The 20,752-nt window shown below is 42.2% G+C and carries 19 protein-coding genes; 16 read left to right on the top strand and 3 right to left on the bottom strand.

Going from position 1 to position 20,752, the window contains the following annotated elements; all coding sequences use genetic code 11:
- Nucleotides 1–27: 27 nt before the first annotated feature.
- Entirely contained in the window at nt 28–1,251 is a 1,224-nt protein-coding gene (locus tag ACDJ59_RS10245; protein ID WP_413408724.1) for a macrolide family glycosyltransferase, read from the top strand.
- 146 nt (nt 1,252–1,397) lie between these two features.
- Here ACDJ59_RS10245 and ACDJ59_RS10240 read toward each other — a convergent pair whose 3' ends face one another.
- A complete protein-coding gene (locus tag ACDJ59_RS10240; RefSeq protein WP_413409769.1) occupies nt 1,398–2,594 on the bottom strand; it encodes an MFS transporter in 1,197 nt (398 codons plus the stop codon).
- Nucleotides 2,595–2,705: 111 nt separating this feature from the next.
- Between ACDJ59_RS10240 and ACDJ59_RS10235 the strand changes: the two genes are divergently transcribed.
- From ACDJ59_RS10235 to ACDJ59_RS10225, 3 genes are all read left to right on the top strand, one after another.
- Nucleotides 2,706–3,299: a TetR/AcrR family transcriptional regulator gene (locus tag ACDJ59_RS10235; RefSeq protein WP_413408723.1), complete on the top strand. Its 594-nt coding sequence runs from the start codon at nt 2,706–2,708 to the stop codon at nt 3,297–3,299.
- 42 nt (nt 3,300–3,341) lie between these two features.
- Nucleotides 3,342–3,974 carry a nitroreductase family protein gene (locus tag ACDJ59_RS10230; protein ID WP_413408722.1) on the top strand — a complete coding sequence of 211 codons (633 nt, stop codon included), beginning with the start codon at nt 3,342–3,344 and terminating at the stop codon, nt 3,972–3,974.
- A 169-nt stretch (nt 3,975–4,143) separates the two neighbouring features.
- Entirely contained in the window at nt 4,144–5,373 is a 1,230-nt protein-coding gene (locus ACDJ59_RS10225; RefSeq protein ID WP_413408721.1) for a multidrug effflux MFS transporter, read from the top strand.
- A 171-nt stretch (nt 5,374–5,544) separates the two neighbouring features.
- Here ACDJ59_RS10225 and ACDJ59_RS10220 read toward each other — a convergent pair whose 3' ends face one another.
- Nucleotides 5,545–6,519 (bottom strand): helix-turn-helix transcriptional regulator, encoded by a 975-nt coding sequence (locus ACDJ59_RS10220; protein WP_413408720.1) that lies wholly within the window; start codon nt 6,517–6,519, stop codon nt 5,545–5,547.
- Nucleotides 6,520–6,624: 105 nt separating this feature from the next.
- Here ACDJ59_RS10220 and ACDJ59_RS10215 point away from each other — a divergent pair, with 105 nt between their 5' ends.
- The 6 genes from ACDJ59_RS10215 (at nt 6,625) to cls (ending at nt 11,015) form a co-directional block, all read left to right on the top strand.
- Complete coding sequence (locus tag ACDJ59_RS10215) at nt 6,625–7,104, top strand: GyrI-like domain-containing protein (RefSeq protein ID WP_413408719.1); 480 nt, start codon at nt 6,625–6,627, stop codon at nt 7,102–7,104.
- 161 nt (nt 7,105–7,265) lie between these two features.
- Complete coding sequence (locus ACDJ59_RS10210) at nt 7,266–7,586, top strand: transposase (protein WP_413404118.1); 321 nt, start codon at nt 7,266–7,268, stop codon at nt 7,584–7,586.
- The gene (locus ACDJ59_RS10205) at nt 7,583–8,446 is read left to right on the top strand and encodes an IS3 family transposase (protein ID WP_413409767.1); all 864 of its coding nucleotides are present in this window, start codon (nt 7,583–7,585) and stop codon (nt 8,444–8,446) included. Before ACDJ59_RS10210 ends, ACDJ59_RS10205 begins: the two co-directional genes overlap by 4 nt.
- A gap of 141 nt (nt 8,447–8,587) precedes the next feature.
- Entirely contained in the window at nt 8,588–8,935 is a 348-nt protein-coding gene (locus tag ACDJ59_RS10200; protein ID WP_341007567.1) for an S-Ena type endospore appendage, read from the top strand.
- 84 nt (nt 8,936–9,019) lie between these two features.
- Complete coding sequence (locus tag ACDJ59_RS10195; protein ID WP_413408718.1) at nt 9,020–9,364, top strand: DUF3992 domain-containing protein; 345 nt, start codon at nt 9,020–9,022, stop codon at nt 9,362–9,364.
- 211 nt (nt 9,365–9,575) lie between these two features.
- Nucleotides 9,576–11,015 (top strand): cardiolipin synthase, encoded by a 1,440-nt coding sequence (gene cls / locus ACDJ59_RS10190; RefSeq protein WP_413408717.1) that lies wholly within the window; start codon nt 9,576–9,578, stop codon nt 11,013–11,015.
- 164 nt (nt 11,016–11,179) lie between these two features.
- Here cls and ACDJ59_RS10185 read toward each other — a convergent pair whose 3' ends face one another.
- Nucleotides 11,180–11,371, bottom strand: coding sequence for a Ger(x)C family spore germination C-terminal domain-containing protein (locus ACDJ59_RS10185; protein WP_413408716.1), 192 nt, complete (start codon nt 11,369–11,371; stop codon nt 11,180–11,182).
- Between the two features lie 219 nt (nt 11,372–11,590).
- On the opposite strand from ACDJ59_RS10185, the gene ACDJ59_RS10180 reads away from it, so the two are divergent.
- The 6 genes from ACDJ59_RS10180 (at nt 11,591) to ACDJ59_RS10155 (ending at nt 20,752) form a co-directional block, all read left to right on the top strand.
- Entirely contained in the window at nt 11,591–13,891 is a 2,301-nt protein-coding gene (locus ACDJ59_RS10180; RefSeq protein WP_413408715.1) for a stalk domain-containing protein, read from the top strand.
- A gap of 117 nt (nt 13,892–14,008) precedes the next feature.
- A complete protein-coding gene (locus ACDJ59_RS10175; RefSeq protein ID WP_413408714.1) occupies nt 14,009–16,294 on the top strand; it encodes a DEAD/DEAH box helicase in 2,286 nt (761 codons plus the stop codon).
- 20 nt (nt 16,295–16,314) lie between these two features.
- A complete protein-coding gene (locus tag ACDJ59_RS10170; RefSeq protein WP_413408713.1) occupies nt 16,315–17,070 on the top strand; it encodes a class I SAM-dependent methyltransferase in 756 nt (251 codons plus the stop codon).
- Nucleotides 17,071–17,269: 199 nt separating this feature from the next.
- A complete protein-coding gene (locus ACDJ59_RS10165) occupies nt 17,270–18,217 on the top strand; it encodes an ABC transporter permease (protein ID WP_413408712.1) in 948 nt (315 codons plus the stop codon).
- Between the two features lie 13 nt (nt 18,218–18,230).
- Nucleotides 18,231–19,100, top strand: a complete 870-nt coding sequence (locus tag ACDJ59_RS10160) for a carbohydrate ABC transporter permease (RefSeq protein ID WP_076210617.1) — start codon at nt 18,231–18,233, stop codon at nt 19,098–19,100.
- Between the two features lie 65 nt (nt 19,101–19,165).
- On the top strand, nt 19,166–20,752 hold the full coding sequence (locus tag ACDJ59_RS10155) for an extracellular solute-binding protein (protein WP_413408710.1): 1,587 nt from the start codon (nt 19,166–19,168) through the stop codon (nt 20,750–20,752).

Raw genomic sequence — 20,752 nt, 5'->3', positions numbered from 1 at the left:
GACTAATTGCATTGGGAGGTGGGTAAGATGGCACGTGTATTAGTAGTCATTACTCCAGCTGAAGGACATGTGAATCCATCGTTAGGATTAGTTACTCAGTTGATAGACAATGGTGAGGAAGTCATCTATGTGTGCACGGAGGAGTACCGTTCCCGAATTGAACAAACCGGTGCCCAGATCATTACCTATCCATTTCCACAAGATGCCTTCTCTCATGATCCGGTGTTGAAACCCCAGGAATACAAGCATTCTTATCAGTTCATTTATATGATGGTAAGCGGTATTATCCGGAGGATCATCCCCAATGTGCTACAGGTGGTCGAGGATCAAAAGTTCGATTATATGATCTTTGATTCCCTGATGGGATGGGGAGGGACTATTCTTGCAGAAAAACTGGGAATTCCTGCGGTGTGCTCGATTGCGTCCTTTGCTTTTGTGGAGCCTCTGGGGTCTAGCTCAGTTCTGAATGAGACGGAGACGAAGGAGCTATATGAGGCTACGATGAAGATCACAACGGAGTTAGCCGAAGCGTTTCAAGTGAGTATTCCAGCCATGGAAGAGATTCCGGCACATGCAGGTCAGTTAAAGCTTGTGTACACCAGCCGTTATTTTCAGCCGCAGGCAGAAAAGCTGGATGATCGTTTTATTTTCACGGGTCCTTCGATCATAACACGTCAAGATGCTCCAACCTTCTCGTTTGAGGTGCTTCGTGAACGGTACCCGCAAACCGTGTACATTGCTATGGGTACGATTTTAAATAAAAATTTGGATTTCTATCAGCTTTGCTTTGAAGCATTAGGGGATCTACCCGTGAATGTTGTTTTATCTTCAGGAAAGTACACGGACATGACGCCGCTGGCGAATCAAGTTCCTCCTAATTTTATCGTCAAGCCATACATTGCCCAGTTGGACATGCTACAGCATACCGATGTTTTTATTACACACGCTGGAATGAACAGCACAAGTGAGGCGTTATATTACAACGTTCCAATGGTGATGATTCCATTAACATCGGATCAGCCTCTTGTCGCCAATCGGGTACAGGAGTTGGGCGCGGGTATTACTTTAAATAAACATAACCTCAGTGCAACTGATTTGAGAGAGGCATTAACAGAAGTACTACACAATTCGCAATATAGACGGCAGGCTTATCTCATTGGTGAATCTTTAAGGCAGGCTGGCGGTTACAAGCGAGCTGCCGAAATGATTATGGGTCATATGGGTTCAGAAAGAGAACTTACTAAATTTTGATAAAGCAGCCAGGCTTCATTTAGGCATTGAAAATAGACGATCCTGTTAATCCAGGGTCGTCTATTTTTTAACGTTGAATGATCTTCTGTGAACTTATAACCAGGTTGTACGAAATAGATGATGTTTGTGATCCATGATCAGTGAGTCTAGTTTGACACCTCGGCCTTTTTAACTGGTAGTAAACGATTTATTACGAATACGACCATTACAACGAGAAGAGCTGTTATTCCGATTAAAAGTTGGATATTGCCTAAAGGAAACAAAAAGCTTCCAATTAGTGGAGCAGTAGCCATACCAAGATAACGAACAAAATTATAAACACCCATTGCCGTAGCACGCTCTTCAACAAACTCTGAGGACAAGAGGGTTGGCATCACAGGTGTTGCAAGTCCCATCACGAATCCAGTAAGCATCAGAGAGAGAAGCAAAACAATTAGAGAATAATCTGCAGCAAAAATAAAAATCACAAGACTCAAAATGGTCATTATACCGGCCCAGAAGAGTGTTCGAACTGACCCTATTTGGGCTTGTAAACTTCCACTCATTTTACTTCCAACAAGATTGAATATCATGAGGGCAAGGGAGAAAAAGCCAATGCTTGCAGCGCCTAAAGCATACTTAGTTTGTAATATTGTAGGTAAAAATACGATGAATGTGTAAAAGACATCATACATGATGAAACCACTCAAAAGAACTACAACGCCGGTTTTGTTTCCTAGAATTTTCCCAAATGATTTTAAACCTAGTTTTGTTCCCACTGGTTTTATGTTGACTGGTTTTGTCTCAGGTAACATAAATATGGCTGCTATCAAGATTAGAAGAGCACTGATTGCTGCAAAACCAAACGTACCCGTATAACCGAATTTACTACCGATAATGCCACCGATGAGCGGACCAATAGCTGGTGAAATCCCAAGAATCATCTGATATGTAGCCATACTTTCGCCACGTTCTTTACCCTCAAAAACATCTCCGATCATTGTAGCAGCTACTAATGGAACAGATGATGCGCCTATTCCTTGAATGACTCGAAAAATGAGTAACATTTCTATCGAACCTGAAAACATGCATCCTATAGTAGCAATTACATAAATAATTATACCCGGGACTAGAATTTTCTTACGTCCATTACGATCAACAATGGGGCCAAGTATGATTTGCATGGTTGCCATAGCCACAGTGAATAAAGTAACCGTTAGATTTACTAAATGTAATGACGTATTTAGATCTTGTTGCAGATCAGGTAGCAAAGGAATGTACAGGCTTTGAGCAAGTGATACAATAGCGGCAGAAATCCCCAAGATGAAGAGCAATCGTCGTTTGTTCATAAAACACCTCCGAATTGTATTGACTGACTGTCAGTCATATTGTATATTGAGCTTATAACATTGACTGACAGTTAGTCAAGTTGTACATTTAAACTAATATAAAGGAGTGACAAAGGAGATCTGACAATGACACGAGTAAGCAAGAATCCCCAGGAACGAAAAAATGAAATACTGACTGTGGCTATGGAATTATTCAACTCGAATGGCTACGAAAATACATCCGTCAGTGAAATCGTAAGAAAAGTTGGTGTCTCACAAGGAACTTTCTACAATTATTTTCAATCCAAAGAAGATGTACTTAATGCTGCTTGTGAACGAACATTAGCATCTCGTTTGGAAGCAATAAATCATTTAGTTGAAAATTGCGAGCTCAACGCGAGAGAAAAACTCATTCGTATTTTTATGGATGCAACCCCTGACGAACAGGATGAGGATGTATTTGAATATCTTCATAAGGAAAGTAACAGTACTTTGCATCAAAAATGGATTGTTATCGAAATTAATGCATTGATTCCCCATATCAAAAAAATCGTTCGGCAAGGGGCAGAAGAGGGAGAGTTTCTTGCTCAACAACCTGAGCTTAAAGCGGAGTTTCTTTTGGTAGGTGCTGCATTTTGGCTTGATCGCGGTGTGTTTACTTGGAATGAACAAGAATATCTGGAGAGAAAAAATGCTTTGAACGGGATCATTGATCAACTACTTGCTGTTAATAAGCAATGATTTGCATAGCTTAAACAGACTACGGGAAGAAGGAATACAAGAATGAATGCATTAACAAAAGATTTTAGTGAGGTTTTACATGGCCGACGTACGATAAAGAAGTACGATCCAAATTATAAAATTAGTCGGGAAGAAATCATTGAAATGCTCGAAGATGCTGCTTTGGCTCCGTCAGCATTCAATTTACAGCCTTGGCGTTTTGTTGTTATTGAAAGTGACCAAGGTAAGGAAGACCTGCTCGAGATTGCGCCTTTCAACTTTTCACAAATTAATACTTCGTCAGCAGTTATCGCCGTCTTTGGTGATCTGAATTTTGTTGACAGTGCAGAAGAAATTTACAAGGAAACCGCTGATCTTGGCTATATAACGCAGGAAATTAAAGATAAGATGCTTGCTATGGTTGTACCCATGTATAATCAATTTTCGATGGATAAGAAAAGAGAGTCTGTGTTGCTGGATGGCGGACTTGTCTCTATGCAGTTTATGCTTACGGCACATGCTCATGGTTATGCGACAAATCCAATGTCAGGCTTTAACAAAGAGAAGATTGCAGCAGTATTGGGATTAGATCCAGATCGATATGTTCCAATACTGCTCATTTCAATCGGCAAGGCAGCTTCAGATGCGCGCCCGCCTGTTCGTCTTCCGATCAGCCAAATTACAGAGTGGAAATAACAGAATTTCTACTACGAAAAAAATCCCTCGACTATAGTACCAATGAAAGTCGCTATTTTAGCGGCTTTTTTCGCTTTAATGTTCTCAAGACTTGACTTACAGGTAACTCTATGTCTTATACTCCGATTAGGCTTTCAAATTATATGAGGAATTGGAGATTTTATTTATTATGGCGAAGAGCACGAATTGGAATGTTTTTGGACTGGCAATACTACTAGGTTTATTTTCTACATTAGGTCCATTTACGATTGATATGTATTTACCGGCTTTTCCGGAGATTGCACAAAATATGAATACAACGGCATCACTTGTACAGTTTAGTCTTACTGCTTGTTTATTAGGACTCGGTGTAGGACAACTTGTTATGGGTCCTTTGAGTGACGCGTACGGTAGACGCAGACCATTGCTAATCTGCATGGCAGCCTACATTATTTGTTCCTTGGCATGTGCTTTTGCTCCGAATATCGGACTATTGATTTTGTTTCGTTTCACGCAAGGATTTGCGGCTTCAGCTGGAATTGTCATTTCCCGTGCGATAGCTAGAGATCTATACAGTGGACATGAACTCACTAAATTTTTCTCTTTGCTGTTGCTTGTAGGGAATTTGGGGCCTCTGGCAGCACCCATCGCGGGAAGTGGGGTTCTTTCATTCACAACATGGATTGGCGTATTTATCTGCCTTTCATTCTTGGGGATTTTCTTATTAATCATGACAAAGTGGAGCTTAAAAGAAACACACCCCGTAGAAAAACGTATGGTTCCTGACTTCAAACAGCAATTGGGTAATTACAGAATGCTTCTGCGTGACCGTAAGTTTGTAGGCTACATGCTGGCACAAGGAATTATGACAGCAGGGGTCTTTGCTTATGTAGCAGGAACACCATTTATTTACCAAAATATTTATGGGGTCACACCAACTGTATTTGCTATACTGTTTGCTTCAAACGGAATTAGCTTGATCATCGGTTCTCAAATCGTGGGTCGATTGGCCAAACGTATACCTGAGCAGACCCTTCTATTATCTGGTCTATGGCTTGCTATAATAGCAAGTGTTGCTGCTTTGGTCGTAACTCTGGTTCATGGTCCACTTTTCGCACTGGTCATTCCATTGTTCTTCTTCGTCTGCTCGATCGGCATTACGTCTACAGCAGCATTCCCGCTTGCCATGGAGAGTCAAGCTAAGATGGCCGGAAGTGCAGCAGCACTGCTCGGAGTCGTTCCTTTTCTTCTGGGTGCGCTGGTTGCTCCTCTGGTCGGTATCGCAGGTGAGGACACTGCCGTCCCGTTAGGACTCACTTTATTAATGACCAGTATCATTGCGATTGTTACTTATTTTCTATTCGTTAAAAACGTCCCGCAGCATACACCTAATCATGCCCAGTCTAATGCTGACTTTTAGTACAGAAGGAACAGCACGCCAAGCATTGGCGTGAGACATGAATGAATATGAATATGATTCCATTATAAGTCGCTAACATAGCGGCTTTTTTGGTTTTTCGTACTGAACCCTCAGCCTGAATTCAGGTAAGGCATTGTTAGATAATGGAGAGACTGGGAAGGAGGGGGCTGCTCACTGCTTCATTTGATATAAGCTTAATCTCTCTTGTACAGCATTCAGGGCTTCTTTGGGAATCTCCTTCACCTTGATATCTTCTCCTAGAAAAAGCAACCAATTGGTGATTTCGGTTAACTCTTCTGAGTTATGAACATTCATAAATGCCTTTAAGAGAGCCGTAGTCTGGTATGGATTTGTATAGGCAATTGAAAACTTTAAAGGATGGTATTTTTTGAATTGCGCAATCGCCTTTGGGCCAAGTTCCAGGACAAGGTTGATAACTTCTGCCTGCGTATTTCGTTTGAGTTGTTCTACAATCTTTTTTGTACTCAGTCTTTTTTTCGCCGGGTATGCTTCGACATGGATGAGGTTGTCAACGGATACGATTCGTCTTTTTTCTTCCTCCAAGTCAAAACCTTCAATGATCCAATGGCCTTTTTGATGATGAAGGTGCAAGAGAACAATGGGATAGGACTTTGTTTTATTCTCTTCTTGGACAGTAACTAACAAATAACGTTCTATAAGAAGAATTTGGATGAGTTTTTCCAAGGTAGGGTGAGGCAGGTCTGATAGATCAAGTAAGTCTGGATTATGGGGATTGGTCCCTTCAAAAAGCAATATTTGATTCAAATGCACAAGGTCATCTTGCTGATTTTCTGAGATAAGGCCCAATAATTTTTCAGCCAAAGATTGACGACTCTTTAGATAAGGAAGCTGTTGATTTCTTGTCGCCATAAAGGCAATGAATAACGCTTTGATTTCATTATCGGTAAACCGTACCGTGGGCAGGAGGGAGTTGTTCATTACAAAATAACCCCCGTCCCGCCCAACTTCAGCGACAAGTGGCATTCCCATGGCTTCAATTTCTCTGATATCTCGAATGGCTGTCGAACGAGAAATATTAAATTCTCGCATGATTTCAGAGATAGTAAAGTGTGCACGGTTATTGATATAACGCGTGATGATATTTATGCGTTCAACTTTTTTCATTGGGCCCCCTAAACAGTATCATATTCTGACATGATTTAAGGTTATTATAAACCTATCAAGTGAAAACACAAATCAATTGAAAATTGAAAGAGGACGGTGTAAACCATGAGTAATTATCATTTTGAAGAAAAAGAGAGCTTTATCGTGTTAGGTATTGGAACGGATCTTAAGAGCGACTATACAGACTATGTTGGCATCAGCAAGGAGAAGGCGGATTTTTGGTCCACGGTGAAAGAGGATGGAAGCCTGGATAAACTAAAGTCTCTGGCAACAAACGACTACATTTTTGCCGTAAACGAAGCAGTGAATAACCAGATGATGCATTATGCTGGTGTCATGACAGAAGAATCTCTGCCAGAAGCAACGAGAGTAATCCAATTTCCTAAGGGAGAATACCTTGTTGTGAAGGGTGAAGCAGAGACGGCTGATGCGCTCAGTAACATGCTTACTGGCATTGCCTTTGGTCAAGTCCTCCCCGTAGAAAAAGATTATGCCTATGTTGGCGGTCCAAATACAACGGTTGAAATGGGCGAGAGAAACGGCGTGGTATATGGTGAAATGTGGATTCCTGTGGTAAGGAACTAACGAGCAGGGGAGATTGGATAGTCGGTCGTATATCGTTTAAAGTAACGAATTATAGTACTATTGAAAGCCGCTAATGTTGGTATTATCCCCTTTAAGTAGACACTTAAAAAAACCTTCATGTTATCATGGGGGTTCAAGTGAAACTTGGAGGGGATATTTTTATGGCGAAAAAAGGGCAAACATTTCAGACGTATACGGAAGAATTCAAATTGAATGCAGTTAGATCCTATGTCGAAGGTTCTTCAAGTTACAAGGTGGTCGCTGAACGCGAAGGAATTCGAAACTGTTCACAACTGAAGGTGTGGGTGAAAAAGTGGAAAAAAGGGGAAGCATTCGATGAACGAAAAAACAGTGTGCCCAATCCACTGAAGGGACGTCCTCGTACAGCCTTTGGCAGCGTGGAGGAAGAACGAGACTATCTTCAAGCACAGGTGGATTATTTAAAAAAGCGGTATCCAAATCTAGTAAAGGAGAAGCGCTGAGCCAACGGGAGAACTACGATATCATCGATGAATTGCGCTGCTCGCATGGCATTACACGCCTACTATCGATTACAGGAATACCCCGATCCAGTTACTATAAATGGCGAGCAACCCAGCCGCAGCGAGACGCAAGACAAGAACGTGACCGTGAGATCAAAGAACACATGATGGCTATTCATTTTGAAAACCGAGAGTTTGGTTATCCTCGCATGACAACGGCGTTGTGGGAGGCTGGTCTGAACGTGAATCACAAGAAAGTATGGCGAATCATGCGGGAACTATCGATCCAATCGGTAATTCGTAAGAAGCGGAAGAAGTCCAGCTATACGCCATCTGTGATCTATCCGAATCGCCTGAAACGCCAATTTCACGCTACAGCACCCCAGCAAAAAATGGTGACGGATATTACCTATATTTCGGATGGGAATTCATTTGTTTACCTGTCCGTGATTCAAGACTTGTTCAACAACGAGATTGTAGCTTGGCAGTTATCTAAACGGAACGATGTTCAGCTCGTATTGGATACGGTGGAACAATGGACACAAAAAAGAGACGTTTCAGAAGCCGTGCTCCATTCGGATCAGGGCTTCCAATACACGTCTCAGGCGTACAACACACGATTAGAAGCATTCGGCGTCAAAGGCAGCCACTCTCGCAAAGCAACCTGCCTGGATAACGCATGCATCGAATCCTTCTTTTCGCATCTCAAGACAGAGAAGCTGTACCTTAACCAGTGTAATTCAGAAGCAGAGATTCGACAAGCCGTGGAAGATTACATGTACAATTACAACTACCGACGCTTTCAAGCCAAACTTAAACAGCGCGCACCGATTGAATATCGATGCGCACTGGCAGCATAGCTTTTTTCATCTGTCTACTTGACAGGGGTATGACCATGTAGCGGTTTTTTTTATTGTTCATTAGGAGCATGATCATACATGAAAACAGCAGATCACTAATAAAATAGATGAAAGGAAGAATTATGGAAGGGAGCAGTCTGAGTGAATACTCGTCTCGCTGAAACAACCATTTGTGGGGAGTTCCATATTAATTCAGCAACCATAACAGAGGTTTTAACCCTGTGGTCAGCATCTTCAACCTTAAACGTACATGGTACAGTAAGTATTTATAATCATAAACAAAGTAATTCATCTGTCTTTTTGAACATAATACATAATGAAGGAACGTGTTCGCTTCCTGTTCTACCGGGTAACACCTGTGCTTTTAGCTGTGCCGGAATGCATCATATTGAAGTGGAGATTGAAAAGAGCTTAAACAATATTGCAAGCGGCACATTTGGAATAGATATATACTATCAAGTTCTAAATGAAGAAGAGGATGAGGAATAAATGGAAACAAAGTTGGAATAGCCCGAACCACTACTATCTCCCCACATATATTTATAGAAAGAGTATTTTTAAGGAGGTTCATTAATGGCTCAAATTGGGAACTGTAATAATACCGTTTCTCCAGCGGTGGTAAACGATGCCGTATGTACTACGATAAGTTTGTCAGATACGGGTGGGACACCTACAATTATTTATGAAAATTCCTCAACGTTTCTGGTAAATGGAACTATTCTAATTGAGAATAACGGAGTGGGGGCTTCACCCACCGCTGCTTTGCTTATTGACGGTGTTCAAATTCCTGGTTTTGTCGTAGCCCCAGGTAGTAGTAGATCTTATACTGCACCAACAATTAATTCTATAAGTGTCATTGGAGCTGGTGCGGGAACAACAAGTATCAAAATTGCGTTCTCTTTGAATTACAGATTCTAAGTATAGGATATTCAATGTGAAAGAATCCCTTCTTTTATAGGAAGTGGATTCTTTTGTAGTTCGATGTCTAGTGATTATCATTTAATAGATTTAGTATTCCTCAAGTATGTTATCATATTCTTTGTGATGACGGCTTCATTCGAGAACAGCTAAGTAATAAGTATTTTTTATTATTTACATAAAGTCAATGGAAGGCAGGAGATATAGCAGTATGGTCACGCTGATACTTTCGCTCGTTATGATTATAAACATATTACTCTCAGCGGTATTTTTGTTTTTTGAAAGGAGAGACATTGGTTATACTTGGGCCTGGCTCATGATATTTTACTTCATTCCTATTTTAGGTTTTATCGTTTATCTCTTTCTGGGACGTAACCTCAAAAAGAAAAATTTCTACGGACTTTCAGCTGAAGAGAGAAACTCTCTAAAGTTAATTGTCGAGAACCAGTTAGTGACATTGAAGGAACAACGTAAGGAAAACAACCCACTGCTCATGAAATATGCTGACCTGATTCAATTGAATCTCACTTCATCCAATGCAATCCTAACCAATGACAATGAGATATTCATCTTCGATGATGGACAAGAGAAATTTGATTCTTTATTTGCTGATATCAAGGAAGCCAAGAAAGAGATTAACATTCAATATTACATTATTCAACCGGATTCCTTAGGGAAGAAATTACGAGATGAATTAACTATAAAAGCTAAAGAAGGCGTAAAAGTGCGAGTTCTCTATGACGAAATTGGTTCAAAGAAACTCTCATTGAAGTTTTTCAGAGAACTAATCTCTGCCGGTGGAGAAGTAGAGGTCTTTTTCCCGTCACTGATTAGGCCATTAAATTTCCGTATGAATAATCGAAATCATCGAAAACTTTGTATTATTGATGGGGAGATTGCTTATATTGGCGGATTTAATCTGGGGAATGAGTATCTAGGCATGGATAAAAAGTTTGGATACTGGCGTGATACACATTTTAAAATGCACGGAGATGCCGTTAATCATATTCAAGGAAGGTTTATTTTGGATTGGAAACACGCCAGCAAATCCGATCAAGTAAGTTACGAACAATTCTCCTTCAACACAGCAAGGCTTGATGGTTCAAGTCCAGTTCAGATTGTGTCTAGTGGTCCTAACTCACAGGTGGAACACCTGAAGAATATGTACATCAAGCTTATAGTAAATGCCAAAAAGAGTGTGTATATTCAAACGCCTTACTTTATTCCTGACGGCACTTTTATGGATGCATGTAAAATCGCACTGCTATCCGGGGTGGATCTGCGCATTATGATTCCCAATAAGCCCGATCACCCGTTTGTATATTGGGCGACTTGGGCGTATGCTGGTGAATTATTGGACTATGGAGCCAAGATTCTGTTGTATGATAATGGATTCTTACACGCAAAGACCATTGTAGTAGACGAAGAAGTCGCTTCAGTAGGGACGATGAATATTGATTCCCGGAGCTTTAGGTTGAATTTTGAGGTGAATGCAATTGTATATGACGAGCGAGTTGCAAAACAACTTCAAGAATTGTTTCATCAAGATAGCCAGTTAAGTACAGAACTTACTTCTGATCGTTATAGAAATAGGTCCCTTATTATCAAATTTAAAGAAGGAATATCACGTCTTCTTTCACCTATTTTATAGGTCAGCTTCACTGCCGATGTTATACTCAACCAGGCACGATAAAACTTTTCACTGAAGTGCTTCTTAACGACTAGAGGTATTAGGAAATCCTTCTTTTTAAGTCAACAGTCAAAAGCTCTCTTCCAAATGGAAGAGAGCTTTCCCAATTGCACGACAGCATGTTATTAATTTAAAACGCCGCTGCCGACTATTGTAACCTTTACTTCCGGGTGAAAACGAACTTGGGCATATTCTTTATTCCAGTTTAGGCTTTTCCATAAGTCCGGGTAATGGGCAATTAAATGTCTGCCAATACCGAAGGAATCACAACCACTTTGCTGAAGTGTCTTGATAATTTGTTCTGCGTCCTGAGTCATGTCATCGGATAACTTGCGGTTTCAGACGTTCAATTGTGTCTTTTTCCTGAAGATGATTCATTGCATACTCAACGATCGTTACTGGAAGTTCGATACGGAGGTTCACAAATCCATAATTTACAATTCAATTAGAAACTTTTTCCTAAATCTAGCGTCTAATATTATGACTTTTTGAGGGGTTATAAATTACTAGAGAGTAGAAGGAGCCAAAGACAAAACATGAATATGAAGAAGAAATTATCCATTTTTACCGCTTTAGCCGTTTTTCAAGCATTTGCAGTCGGTTCTGTGAGTGCGCAATCAGCACCGCAAGGTGACACCGCGTCAGTAAACACAGCCAATGTAGAATCAGTTGAGGTGTTAAAGCAAGAGCAACCGATTGCAGAGCGTGAAGTGAAGACGGAGAGCAATAACAAATTTATCAATACTCCGCCCACTGAAGCCAAGAATACTCAAACCTCAACCGGCACTGAGGCAACACCCAAAACAGAGAGCGAGAAAGCTGCTTTGGATGGGGGAGAGACCACTACAAACGAAACGGGTACAAAACCTGTAGTTCAAGAGGAAACCCCTGAGAAGGTTGAAACGCCAGCTACGCCTGCCCAGATAGAGCAACCATCCGTTGATGGGACGTCTCCTGCAGTAGCAGGTGGAAATCTGACGTTGTACATGAATAGCAACAAAATGGAGCAGGATGGAAAAACGTATCTTGCTGGACAGCCAATGGCTATAAAAAACGGTGTATCCTATGTTGCAATCCGTGCGCTGGTTGACCGTGTGGGATATGGCGTCAAATACGATAACAAAACCAAGGAAACCATCATTATTAGTGGTGAAGATGAACTCCGATTCAAAACTAACAGCAAGGACTATACGGTAAATGGAGAGACCAGAACGATGAAAGGCCCTGCTTATCAGCAAAAAAGTACATTCATGGTGCCGTTAACTTCCATTACTCAAGCTCTGAACATCACCTATAAAGTGAATCAGTCGGCTAAAACGGTTGTGTTGAATCTTAATACAAAACCTGTTGCAAGCTTTACCATTTCCCAAAAGGAAATCTTTGCGGGTGATCAAGTGGACTACGTGACTTCTTCCAGTTCACCTAATGGAATGGATATCGTTGACGAACGCTGGACTGGTCGCCAGGATTCATTTGATCAAGCAGGTACATATACGATTTCATATCAAGTACAGGATTCCAATGGTCAATGGAGCGATCCCTATTCAACTACGATTGAAGTTTTGGCTCCTAATCTTCCTCCTGTAGCCATGTTCGCCACGGATAAAGAACAGTACAAAATGGGCGAAAAAATAACATATACAGACCAAAGTACAGATGATGAAAATAATATTGTTAAAGCGGTGTGGGAGAACAATTCACTTGCGTTCTTTGAACCGGGTCCAAAAACGGTGACTCTTACGGTTACTGACAATCACGGTGCTACGAACACGTACTCCAAAGTCATCACCATAACGAACGAAACCTTATATTCATTTACCGATTTTAATTTACTCTTCACGCCTGTAGGACAGAAATTCACCTTTAACGGCGGCGAAGTGACTACGATGGAGAAAGTGCCGTATACGTACATGGATGAGCCAAGTTTGCTGATCCGCAGTAACAGTCCGGAAACTGTGAATACAGAAGGCATTGTATATAAAGAATCATCTTCAGGGCAGACCCGTTTCATGATTCATCACGTGAACAATACAGGCAAAAGAGTAAAAATGTATGTGATTGCAACCAATAACAATCCAAACCCAGCCGTATTTGAACAACAGAATATGGGCTTTGCCGGACCTACACCGTATGCTACCGTAGCTGGGAAATTGTCTATTGATAAATGGTTCAAGTCGATTCAGACTGGAGCGGATCAAAAGAAAGAGTACCTTCAACCTGGGGAAAGCAAACTGATTTTGACTGAACTTAATAAAACGCCGATGAAAGAAGGACAAGTCATTTCTCTCTATTCGGACGCTTATAGTGATTATTCCTTAGACTATAACGTTATCCTTGTGGAAGAAAATAAAGATCCGTTCGAGGCTTTGCCATTGCTACCTGTGCTGGATCGTGACGGAGTACACAACCGGGGTACGTACCCGAATGCGACTCGCATCATAAAGTACGATGAGCATGTGGGAACGAAACCAGCGCGTCTGCCAATTGGTGACAATTCAAGCGATCCCAATCTGGTAGGAACAGATCCTATGGCTTACACAGACGCATCCAATGCGGGCAATTTCGGCGTACTGTACAAAATCACGCTGACCAATGTCGCTCCGCGTACACTTATCTCCTTTAACCCACGTGGAGGGAAGTACTCCGGAGTAGCTCTGGTGAATAATCAGTTGGTTGCGATTGCTGAAGGTAACGTTGCGGTTAGCAATTCAAGTGAACAAAGCGTTCTTTACCGCACAGGATTAACTGGAGAGAGCGTAACGATTCTATTCTCTGCCGCGCCAGGAAGTAACCTTCCGGTCAATCTGCTCTTTACACCACTCCCATCGGAGAAGTAATGTAGTTATCTCTTATAACAAATGGTTTGAGTGGCGCGTTAATCATCCAAAGAAAAGACTCCATATGGAGTCTTTTCTTTTCACAACTTATTTCTACTAAGGAGGAATCAAATTCCGATGAATGTAGTCGTCAAGTTGATACGTGAATTTAAAGAGCGCGATACCCGGCGTTTGTTGAAAAATTATCGAGACAGAGTGGAGCTTATAAGGAAACGGAATTTGGAAACTTGGGACGATCAGCGCCTGCAAGCGGAATCGCTTCGGCTGCAAGAAGAAGCAAGATCAGGCACGCCTTTGGATGAACTGCTTGTCGATGCTTATGCTTTAGTCTGCGAGGCTGCGAAGAGGACACTCGGATTAAAGCCTTATGATGTCCAGATTATGGCTGCTATCGCTTTGCACGAAAGATTTTTGATCGAGCAGCATACCGGTGAAGGAAAAACACTCTCTGCTGTTATGCCTGTGTATCTCAACGCGTTGACAGGCAAAGGTGTTCATGTGCTTACTTTTAACGACTACTTGGCAAATCGAGATGCAGCGTGGATGGGCCCGATCTACCGTTTCCTCGGGTTAACGGTAAGCTCGGTTCAAGCGGGCATGAGCCTGTTTGAGAAACGGGAAGCTTACGCCAAGGACATAACCTATGTTACGGCTAAAGAAGCAGGGTTTGATTATTTGCGTGACACAATAGCATTCAATGAAGCTGATACCGTGCATCGTCCTTTCCATTACGTCATCGTCGACGAAGCAGATTCATTGCTTCTTGATGAAGCACGAGTGCCGTTAGTCATTAGTGGCGATTCGAGTGCTTCCAAGAGTGATGGCGTTCTTTTCGCAGAAGTGGCCCGGCAGCTGCAGCCAGGAGAGCATTACGATTTTGACGAGTTCCAGCGGAACGTTTACTTGAATGAAGCGGGTGCTGCAAAAGCAGAGTTGCTGCTGGGATGTGGCAATTTGTACGATAGCCATAACAGTCATTGGTTAACGTCATTGAATTGTGCGCTGCATGTGGAATCGTTATTAAAAAAAGACGTTGATTACATCGTCAGGGACGGTGTAATCGAGCTAATCGAAGAACACACCGGACGCGTGGCCGAGAACAGGTATTTGCCGGACGGGCTGCAAGCTGCGCTGGTTTCAAAAGAAGGGTTGCAGTGGAAGGCAGGTGGGAGAATTCTCGGCACGATCACTATTCAACATTTTATTAGCCTGTATTCGGGAATTTGCGGAATGACGGCTACGGCGCATGCTTCAGCAATGGAATTTGAGGATATCTATGCGCTGCAAGTCGTGCAAATACCGCCAAACAAGCCAAACATACGGATCGACCACAAACACCGAATTTACACCCATAAAGAAGCCAAATATAAGGCGCTTGTACAAGAAATCTCTTCCGTCCATAGGGTAGGACGCCCCATTCTTATTGGTACGTCAAGCGTCGAGGAATCTGATATGCTCGCGGAGGCGCTTGCCATTGCTGGCGTACCTTGCCAGGTTCTGAATGCAAAAAACGATGCAAAAGAAGCCGAAATCATCGCTAAAGCGGGAGAAATAGGCGCGGTAACGGTATCTACGAATATGGCAGGGCGCGGCGTCGACATTCGTCTCGGCGGCGGTAATCCCGCACAGGCAGAAGTGGTTGCCAAACTGAGCGGATTATACGTGATAGGTACATATGTGAACGAAAGCATGCGGATTGACGACCAGTTGCGCGGACGTTGCGGCCGCCAAGGTGACCCTGGGTCTTCCGTATTTTATATTAGCCTGGAGGACGAGTTGATGCTTCGCTTTGGCATTCATAAACTGTTTCGCGCCCCAAATCAGGACGAGGTTCTTGATGATCCGGCGCTTCACAGCAAAATCGAGCATATCCAGCGCGTTATTATAGGTCAAAACTTCGATATTCAGCGGGAATTGAACTGTTATTCGGATATGGTGGAGGATCAGAGGCGAATTCTATATGAAGAACGGTTCGGAATTTTGAAAGCTGAGAGACTGATGAGTCCATCGGAGCGGCGTGTACGGCTTTTTTATATCGACGAGTTCTGGGCTGACCATCTGGCATACGTTTCTTACATTCGTGAAAGCATTCATCTCGAGAGCATTACCAGTCGTAACCCAATCGACGAGTTTCATACGCAAATCACCCAATCATTCGAGAAAATTCCGGCTAAAATAGATCATGAGTCGGCGAATATGCTTAGAAAACTCGGAGGTTCGAATGATCCCGAGATATGGGAACAGTTCGGTCTGAAGAGTCCTATTTCAACTCGGACCTATATGATCAACGATCAATACAGCCAAGATAAGCGCAGTTCATGGACCGGAACGACGGTATTTGCTTTTTGGGGCAGTAAGATTTTGAAGCTGTTACTGAAGCCAGTATATAGGATGTCAAAATAGTGATGGGAGCGTGACGATCGATGAACAATAGAGAACGGTTTTCGAGCCGGGTCGATTCGTATTTGAAATACCGCCCGAGTTATCCAAAAGAGGTTATTGACTATTTGTACGACGTCGTTGGTTTACGTGTGAACAGTAATATAGCAGACATCGGTTCAGGTACTGGCATCATCTCAAAACTACTTCTGGAACGCGGAAGCTATGTAATCGCGGTGGAGCCAAATCAGGCAATGCGGGAAGCCGCCGAGCAAATGTTAGAAAGTAATCCGAAATTTCAGAGTACATCAGGTTCTGCAGAATCTACAGGATTACCTGATCAGTCGGTTGATTTTATTGTCTGTGCTCAGGCATTTCACTGGTTTGATCGCTCCGCAGCCCAAATCGAGTTTCGCAGAATTCTACAGCCGGGTGGGAAAGTAATACTCATCTGGAATTCACGTCTTACTAACGGTACTCCATTTCGTGAAGAGTACAATCAACTGCTCCATACATATGGAACCGACTACGAAAAAGTTAATCATAAAAATATTTCTCAGGCGATATTGCTCTCTTTTTTCAAGGAAGGTTCAATGCATGAAATGCGATTCAAAATGAGTCAGGAGTTCGATTTCGAGGGATTGAAGGGCCGGTTGTTATCATCTTCTTACAGCCCTGTACCCGGGCATGCAAATTACGATCCAATGATGACAGAACTACGGAATTTATTTGATAAAAATAATCAAAATGGTCTTGTTGAATTCGATTATGAAACTGAGATTTTTTGGGGAGAAGTATAAATACGGCATTTGAAAGTCGCTATTATAGCGGCTTTTTTTATTTTAGTAGAACAAGTTCTTGTCTCACTTGCCGGAATTAGCTGTTGGAACGAACCCTGGCACACTTCCTTAAAATCTTATAAGAAATTCTTGATATTTCAGAAATTTATCCGATAGGCGGGTGCTATTATACAAATACAAACAAAGACGAGGTGATGAAATGCAAGCAAAATTGGCAGCGGACGCCATTCCCATCTCCAAAAAGCGAAAGACATGGATAAGGACGATACGAAGGCACAAAGTGATGTATGCTCTCTTATTACCAGCTTTAATTTACTTTGCGGTATTCAAATACATTCCTATGGCGGGAATCATGATTGCTTTTAAAAACTACAACCTGGCTTTGGGACTATGGGATAGCCCATGGGTGGGATTCAAGAATTTTACGGATTTTATGAACGGCGTTTATTTCTGGGACATCATGAAAAATACGATCGTCATATCCCTGTATAAGCTATTGTTTGGTTTCTCCGCACCCATCGTACTTGCTTTACTCCTCAATGAAGTGTATAGCCAATGGTTTAAGAAAATCGTACAGACCATCACTTATTTGCCTCATTTTCTATCATGGGTCATTGTTTATGGAATTATGGTAGCCTTACTAGCTCCAGGGGACGGTCTCTTTAACATGATTTTAAAGGATTTTGGTGTTGAACCCATCTCGTTTCTAACGGAACCTGCCTGGGGCAGAATGCTGATCATCTTATCTGAAGTATGGAAGGATATTGGATGGGGGGCGATTTTGTACCTTGCCGCCTTAGCAGGAATCGACCCAAGCTTATATGAAGCGGCACGAATGGATGGCGCATCCAAATGGAGACAGCTCTGGCATATCACGTTACCTGGTATTCGAGGAGTCATTATTCTGATGCTGATTCTTAAATTAAGCCATATTCTGGATGCGGGTTTTGACCAAATATTCATGTTTGCCAACACCTTTAACCAGGAGAAGATCGATATTATCGACACATGGGTATACCGGGAAGGGTTGGAGCGTCTTAAGATTGGCTTGGCTACTGCTGTAGGATTGTTTAAAGCTGTCATCGGATTTGCTTTAGTATTGGCAGCAAATAAGCTCGCCAAAAAATTCGATGGGCAAATCTGGTGAGGTGGTCTTTAGAATGATCCATATGACAATCGGGGAAAAAGTCTGGCAAACCGTCGTTTATGTAATTCTTATTTTGTTATCCCTACTGTGCGTGCTGCCCTTCCTATATGTGGTTGCTGTCTCCGTAACACCAGAATCGGAAGTATTAAGAAGAGGGATTGTGATTATACCAGAATCCTTTACCTTTCTGGCCTATAAAGAAGTATTCATTTCTCATGGGATCTGGCAGGCGTATAAAATTACGTTGTTCCGAACGATTGTAGGGACTGCGTTAAATGTGTTTTTTACGGTAATCGCGGCCTACCCGCTATCCAAAAAATATTTGCCCGGAAGAAGTCCGTTTTTACTCTTCATTGTGTTTACCATGATGTTCAGTGGGGGATTAATTCCGACTTATTTACTAATCCGCTCTCTGGGATTGTTAAACAGTCCTTGGGTATTGATCATACCAAATCTCATTAGTGCATTTAATCTGGTGATCATCAAAGGCTTTTTTGAGCAATTACCTGGTGAAATCGAGGAATCAGCGAGGGTAGACGGTGCAAGTGAACTTCAGACGTTATGGCGGATCATTTTACCCTTGTCCTTACCGGTCCTGTCCACCATTTCTTTATTTTACGCAGTTGGGCATTGGAACAGTTATTTTGATGCCATTGTATATATCAATGATTCCAACTACATGCCACTTCAAGTGATTTTGCGTAACATCCTGCTTAACGTTGCAACTCAAAGCGCTGATTCGCTCGCCAATTCCGGGGCTGTCAGTACGTTCGCTGTGCAGATGGCTACAGTTGTTGTAACTACAGTCCCGATATTGATCGTTTATCCATTTTTGCAAAAGCATTTTACCAAAGGTGTACTCCTGGGATCCGTTAAAGGATAAAAGGTGTTCCAACCTAACTTATTACGGGGAAACCGTGATAATATACAAGCAAAGGAGAGGTCAATATGCAGCGTAAAAAGATTTCATTTGCTATTCTGTCGGCAATCTTAGGGCTTGGAACGCTTTTGTCAGGATGTGGGGGAAATGAAGAAGTTACATCGACAACTTCGAGTAATTCGCAAGGCCAGTCTGGCCAGTTTGCAACCAAAATGAAAATCTCAATGTTTAACCAAGGCACTTTTAATGCTGCTGCTCCGGTACCTCCACGTGATGAAGATATTCAACGCCAAATGTTGGAAGAAGAGATGAACATCGACTTGGAGATGATGATTCCTCAGGCTGGTCAAGCAACAACCAAACTGAATACACTAATTGCAGGCGGGGATATTCCAGACTTGATCTTCTTGAAGAGTCGTGCTGACCTCGCGCAATATTACGACCAAGGTGTTCTTGCGGATTTGACACCGTATATGGACCAATTCCCTGAACTACAGAAACGATTTGGCAACGACTCCTGGGAGGCGATGTCCTATCAAGGAAAAACCATTGGAGTTCCAGGCTATGATAATGTAAACGGTATCAGTCGAAGCTTCTTCATCCGTAACGATTGGTTGAAAAAGTTGAATATGGAGGTACCAACGACACCTGATGAGTTGTTCGAAGTTATGAAAGCCTTTACAGAGAAAGACCCAGACGGGAATGGTAAAAACGATACGTACGGATTCATCGGCGGTATGAATAAAGAAGGCAATCTGCAAACCTACGGCTTTGATAGCTTGATGTGGATGTTTGGCGTCAATCCTCCTTCGGCCGTTGAGATAAAAGATAATGAACCGGTATTTCTGTTTATCGATCCCAAAATGAAAGAGGCGCTTGCTTATATTAATAAGATGATGGCAGCCAAAGTGGTTGACCCGGATTGGGTGACGATGAATTCGCCTGATCTGTTGGACCAAAAGATGTTTAAGGGTAGAGTTGGCTTCATGATCAGAGATGCTCGCAGACTGGAGCCGGATTATCAGCAGAAAATGAAAGAAATTAGTGGCGAGGTGCCGGAATGGATCGTCATTCCTCCGATGAAAGGTCCTTACGGGGATCAAATTGTAGAGAGAAAATCATTCCAGGGTAATTCATGGGCCATATCCGCAAAAGTGGATGAGGACAAAATCATTCGGATCTTGTCCATGCTAAATTATCTCTTTACGGATGAAGAAGCTTATCCAAACTTTGCATACGGAATCAAAGGGATTCATTGGGATGTCGTAGACGGCAAGATCAAAAATAAAACCTCTGAGTTATCAAAAGAAATGAAAGAAAAGTACCTGTGGGTTGATCATTATAGAATGCCACGTCGTGGTGATGATGCGGAGTACTTCAGCTTCCAGAATCCGAAGACGGCGGAAGCTTTCAAGGACAATCAGCAATATGTGGGGCCAACGTTGCCCGGAAATTTATTGACCCCTGACCCCAGCGATACCTTGGATGCTGACCGCACACGTTTCATTAATGAAAGCTTGGTTAAATTTATGACGGGCAAAGAGCCACTTTCCAACTGGGACAATTTCCTCCAGACGCTGGATACCAAGTTTGACATGCAGAAATATAAGGAAACAGCAATCCAGCAATTTAAAGAAGCCGGCCTTATCAAGTAA

This window comes from Paenibacillus amylolyticus (genome assembly GCF_047302515.1).
Classification (GTDB): Bacteria; Bacillota; Bacilli; order Paenibacillales; family Paenibacillaceae; genus Paenibacillus; species Paenibacillus amylolyticus_G.
Note: the sequence above shows the minus strand (reverse complement) of the source record. Positions and strands in the feature narration are given on the sequence as shown.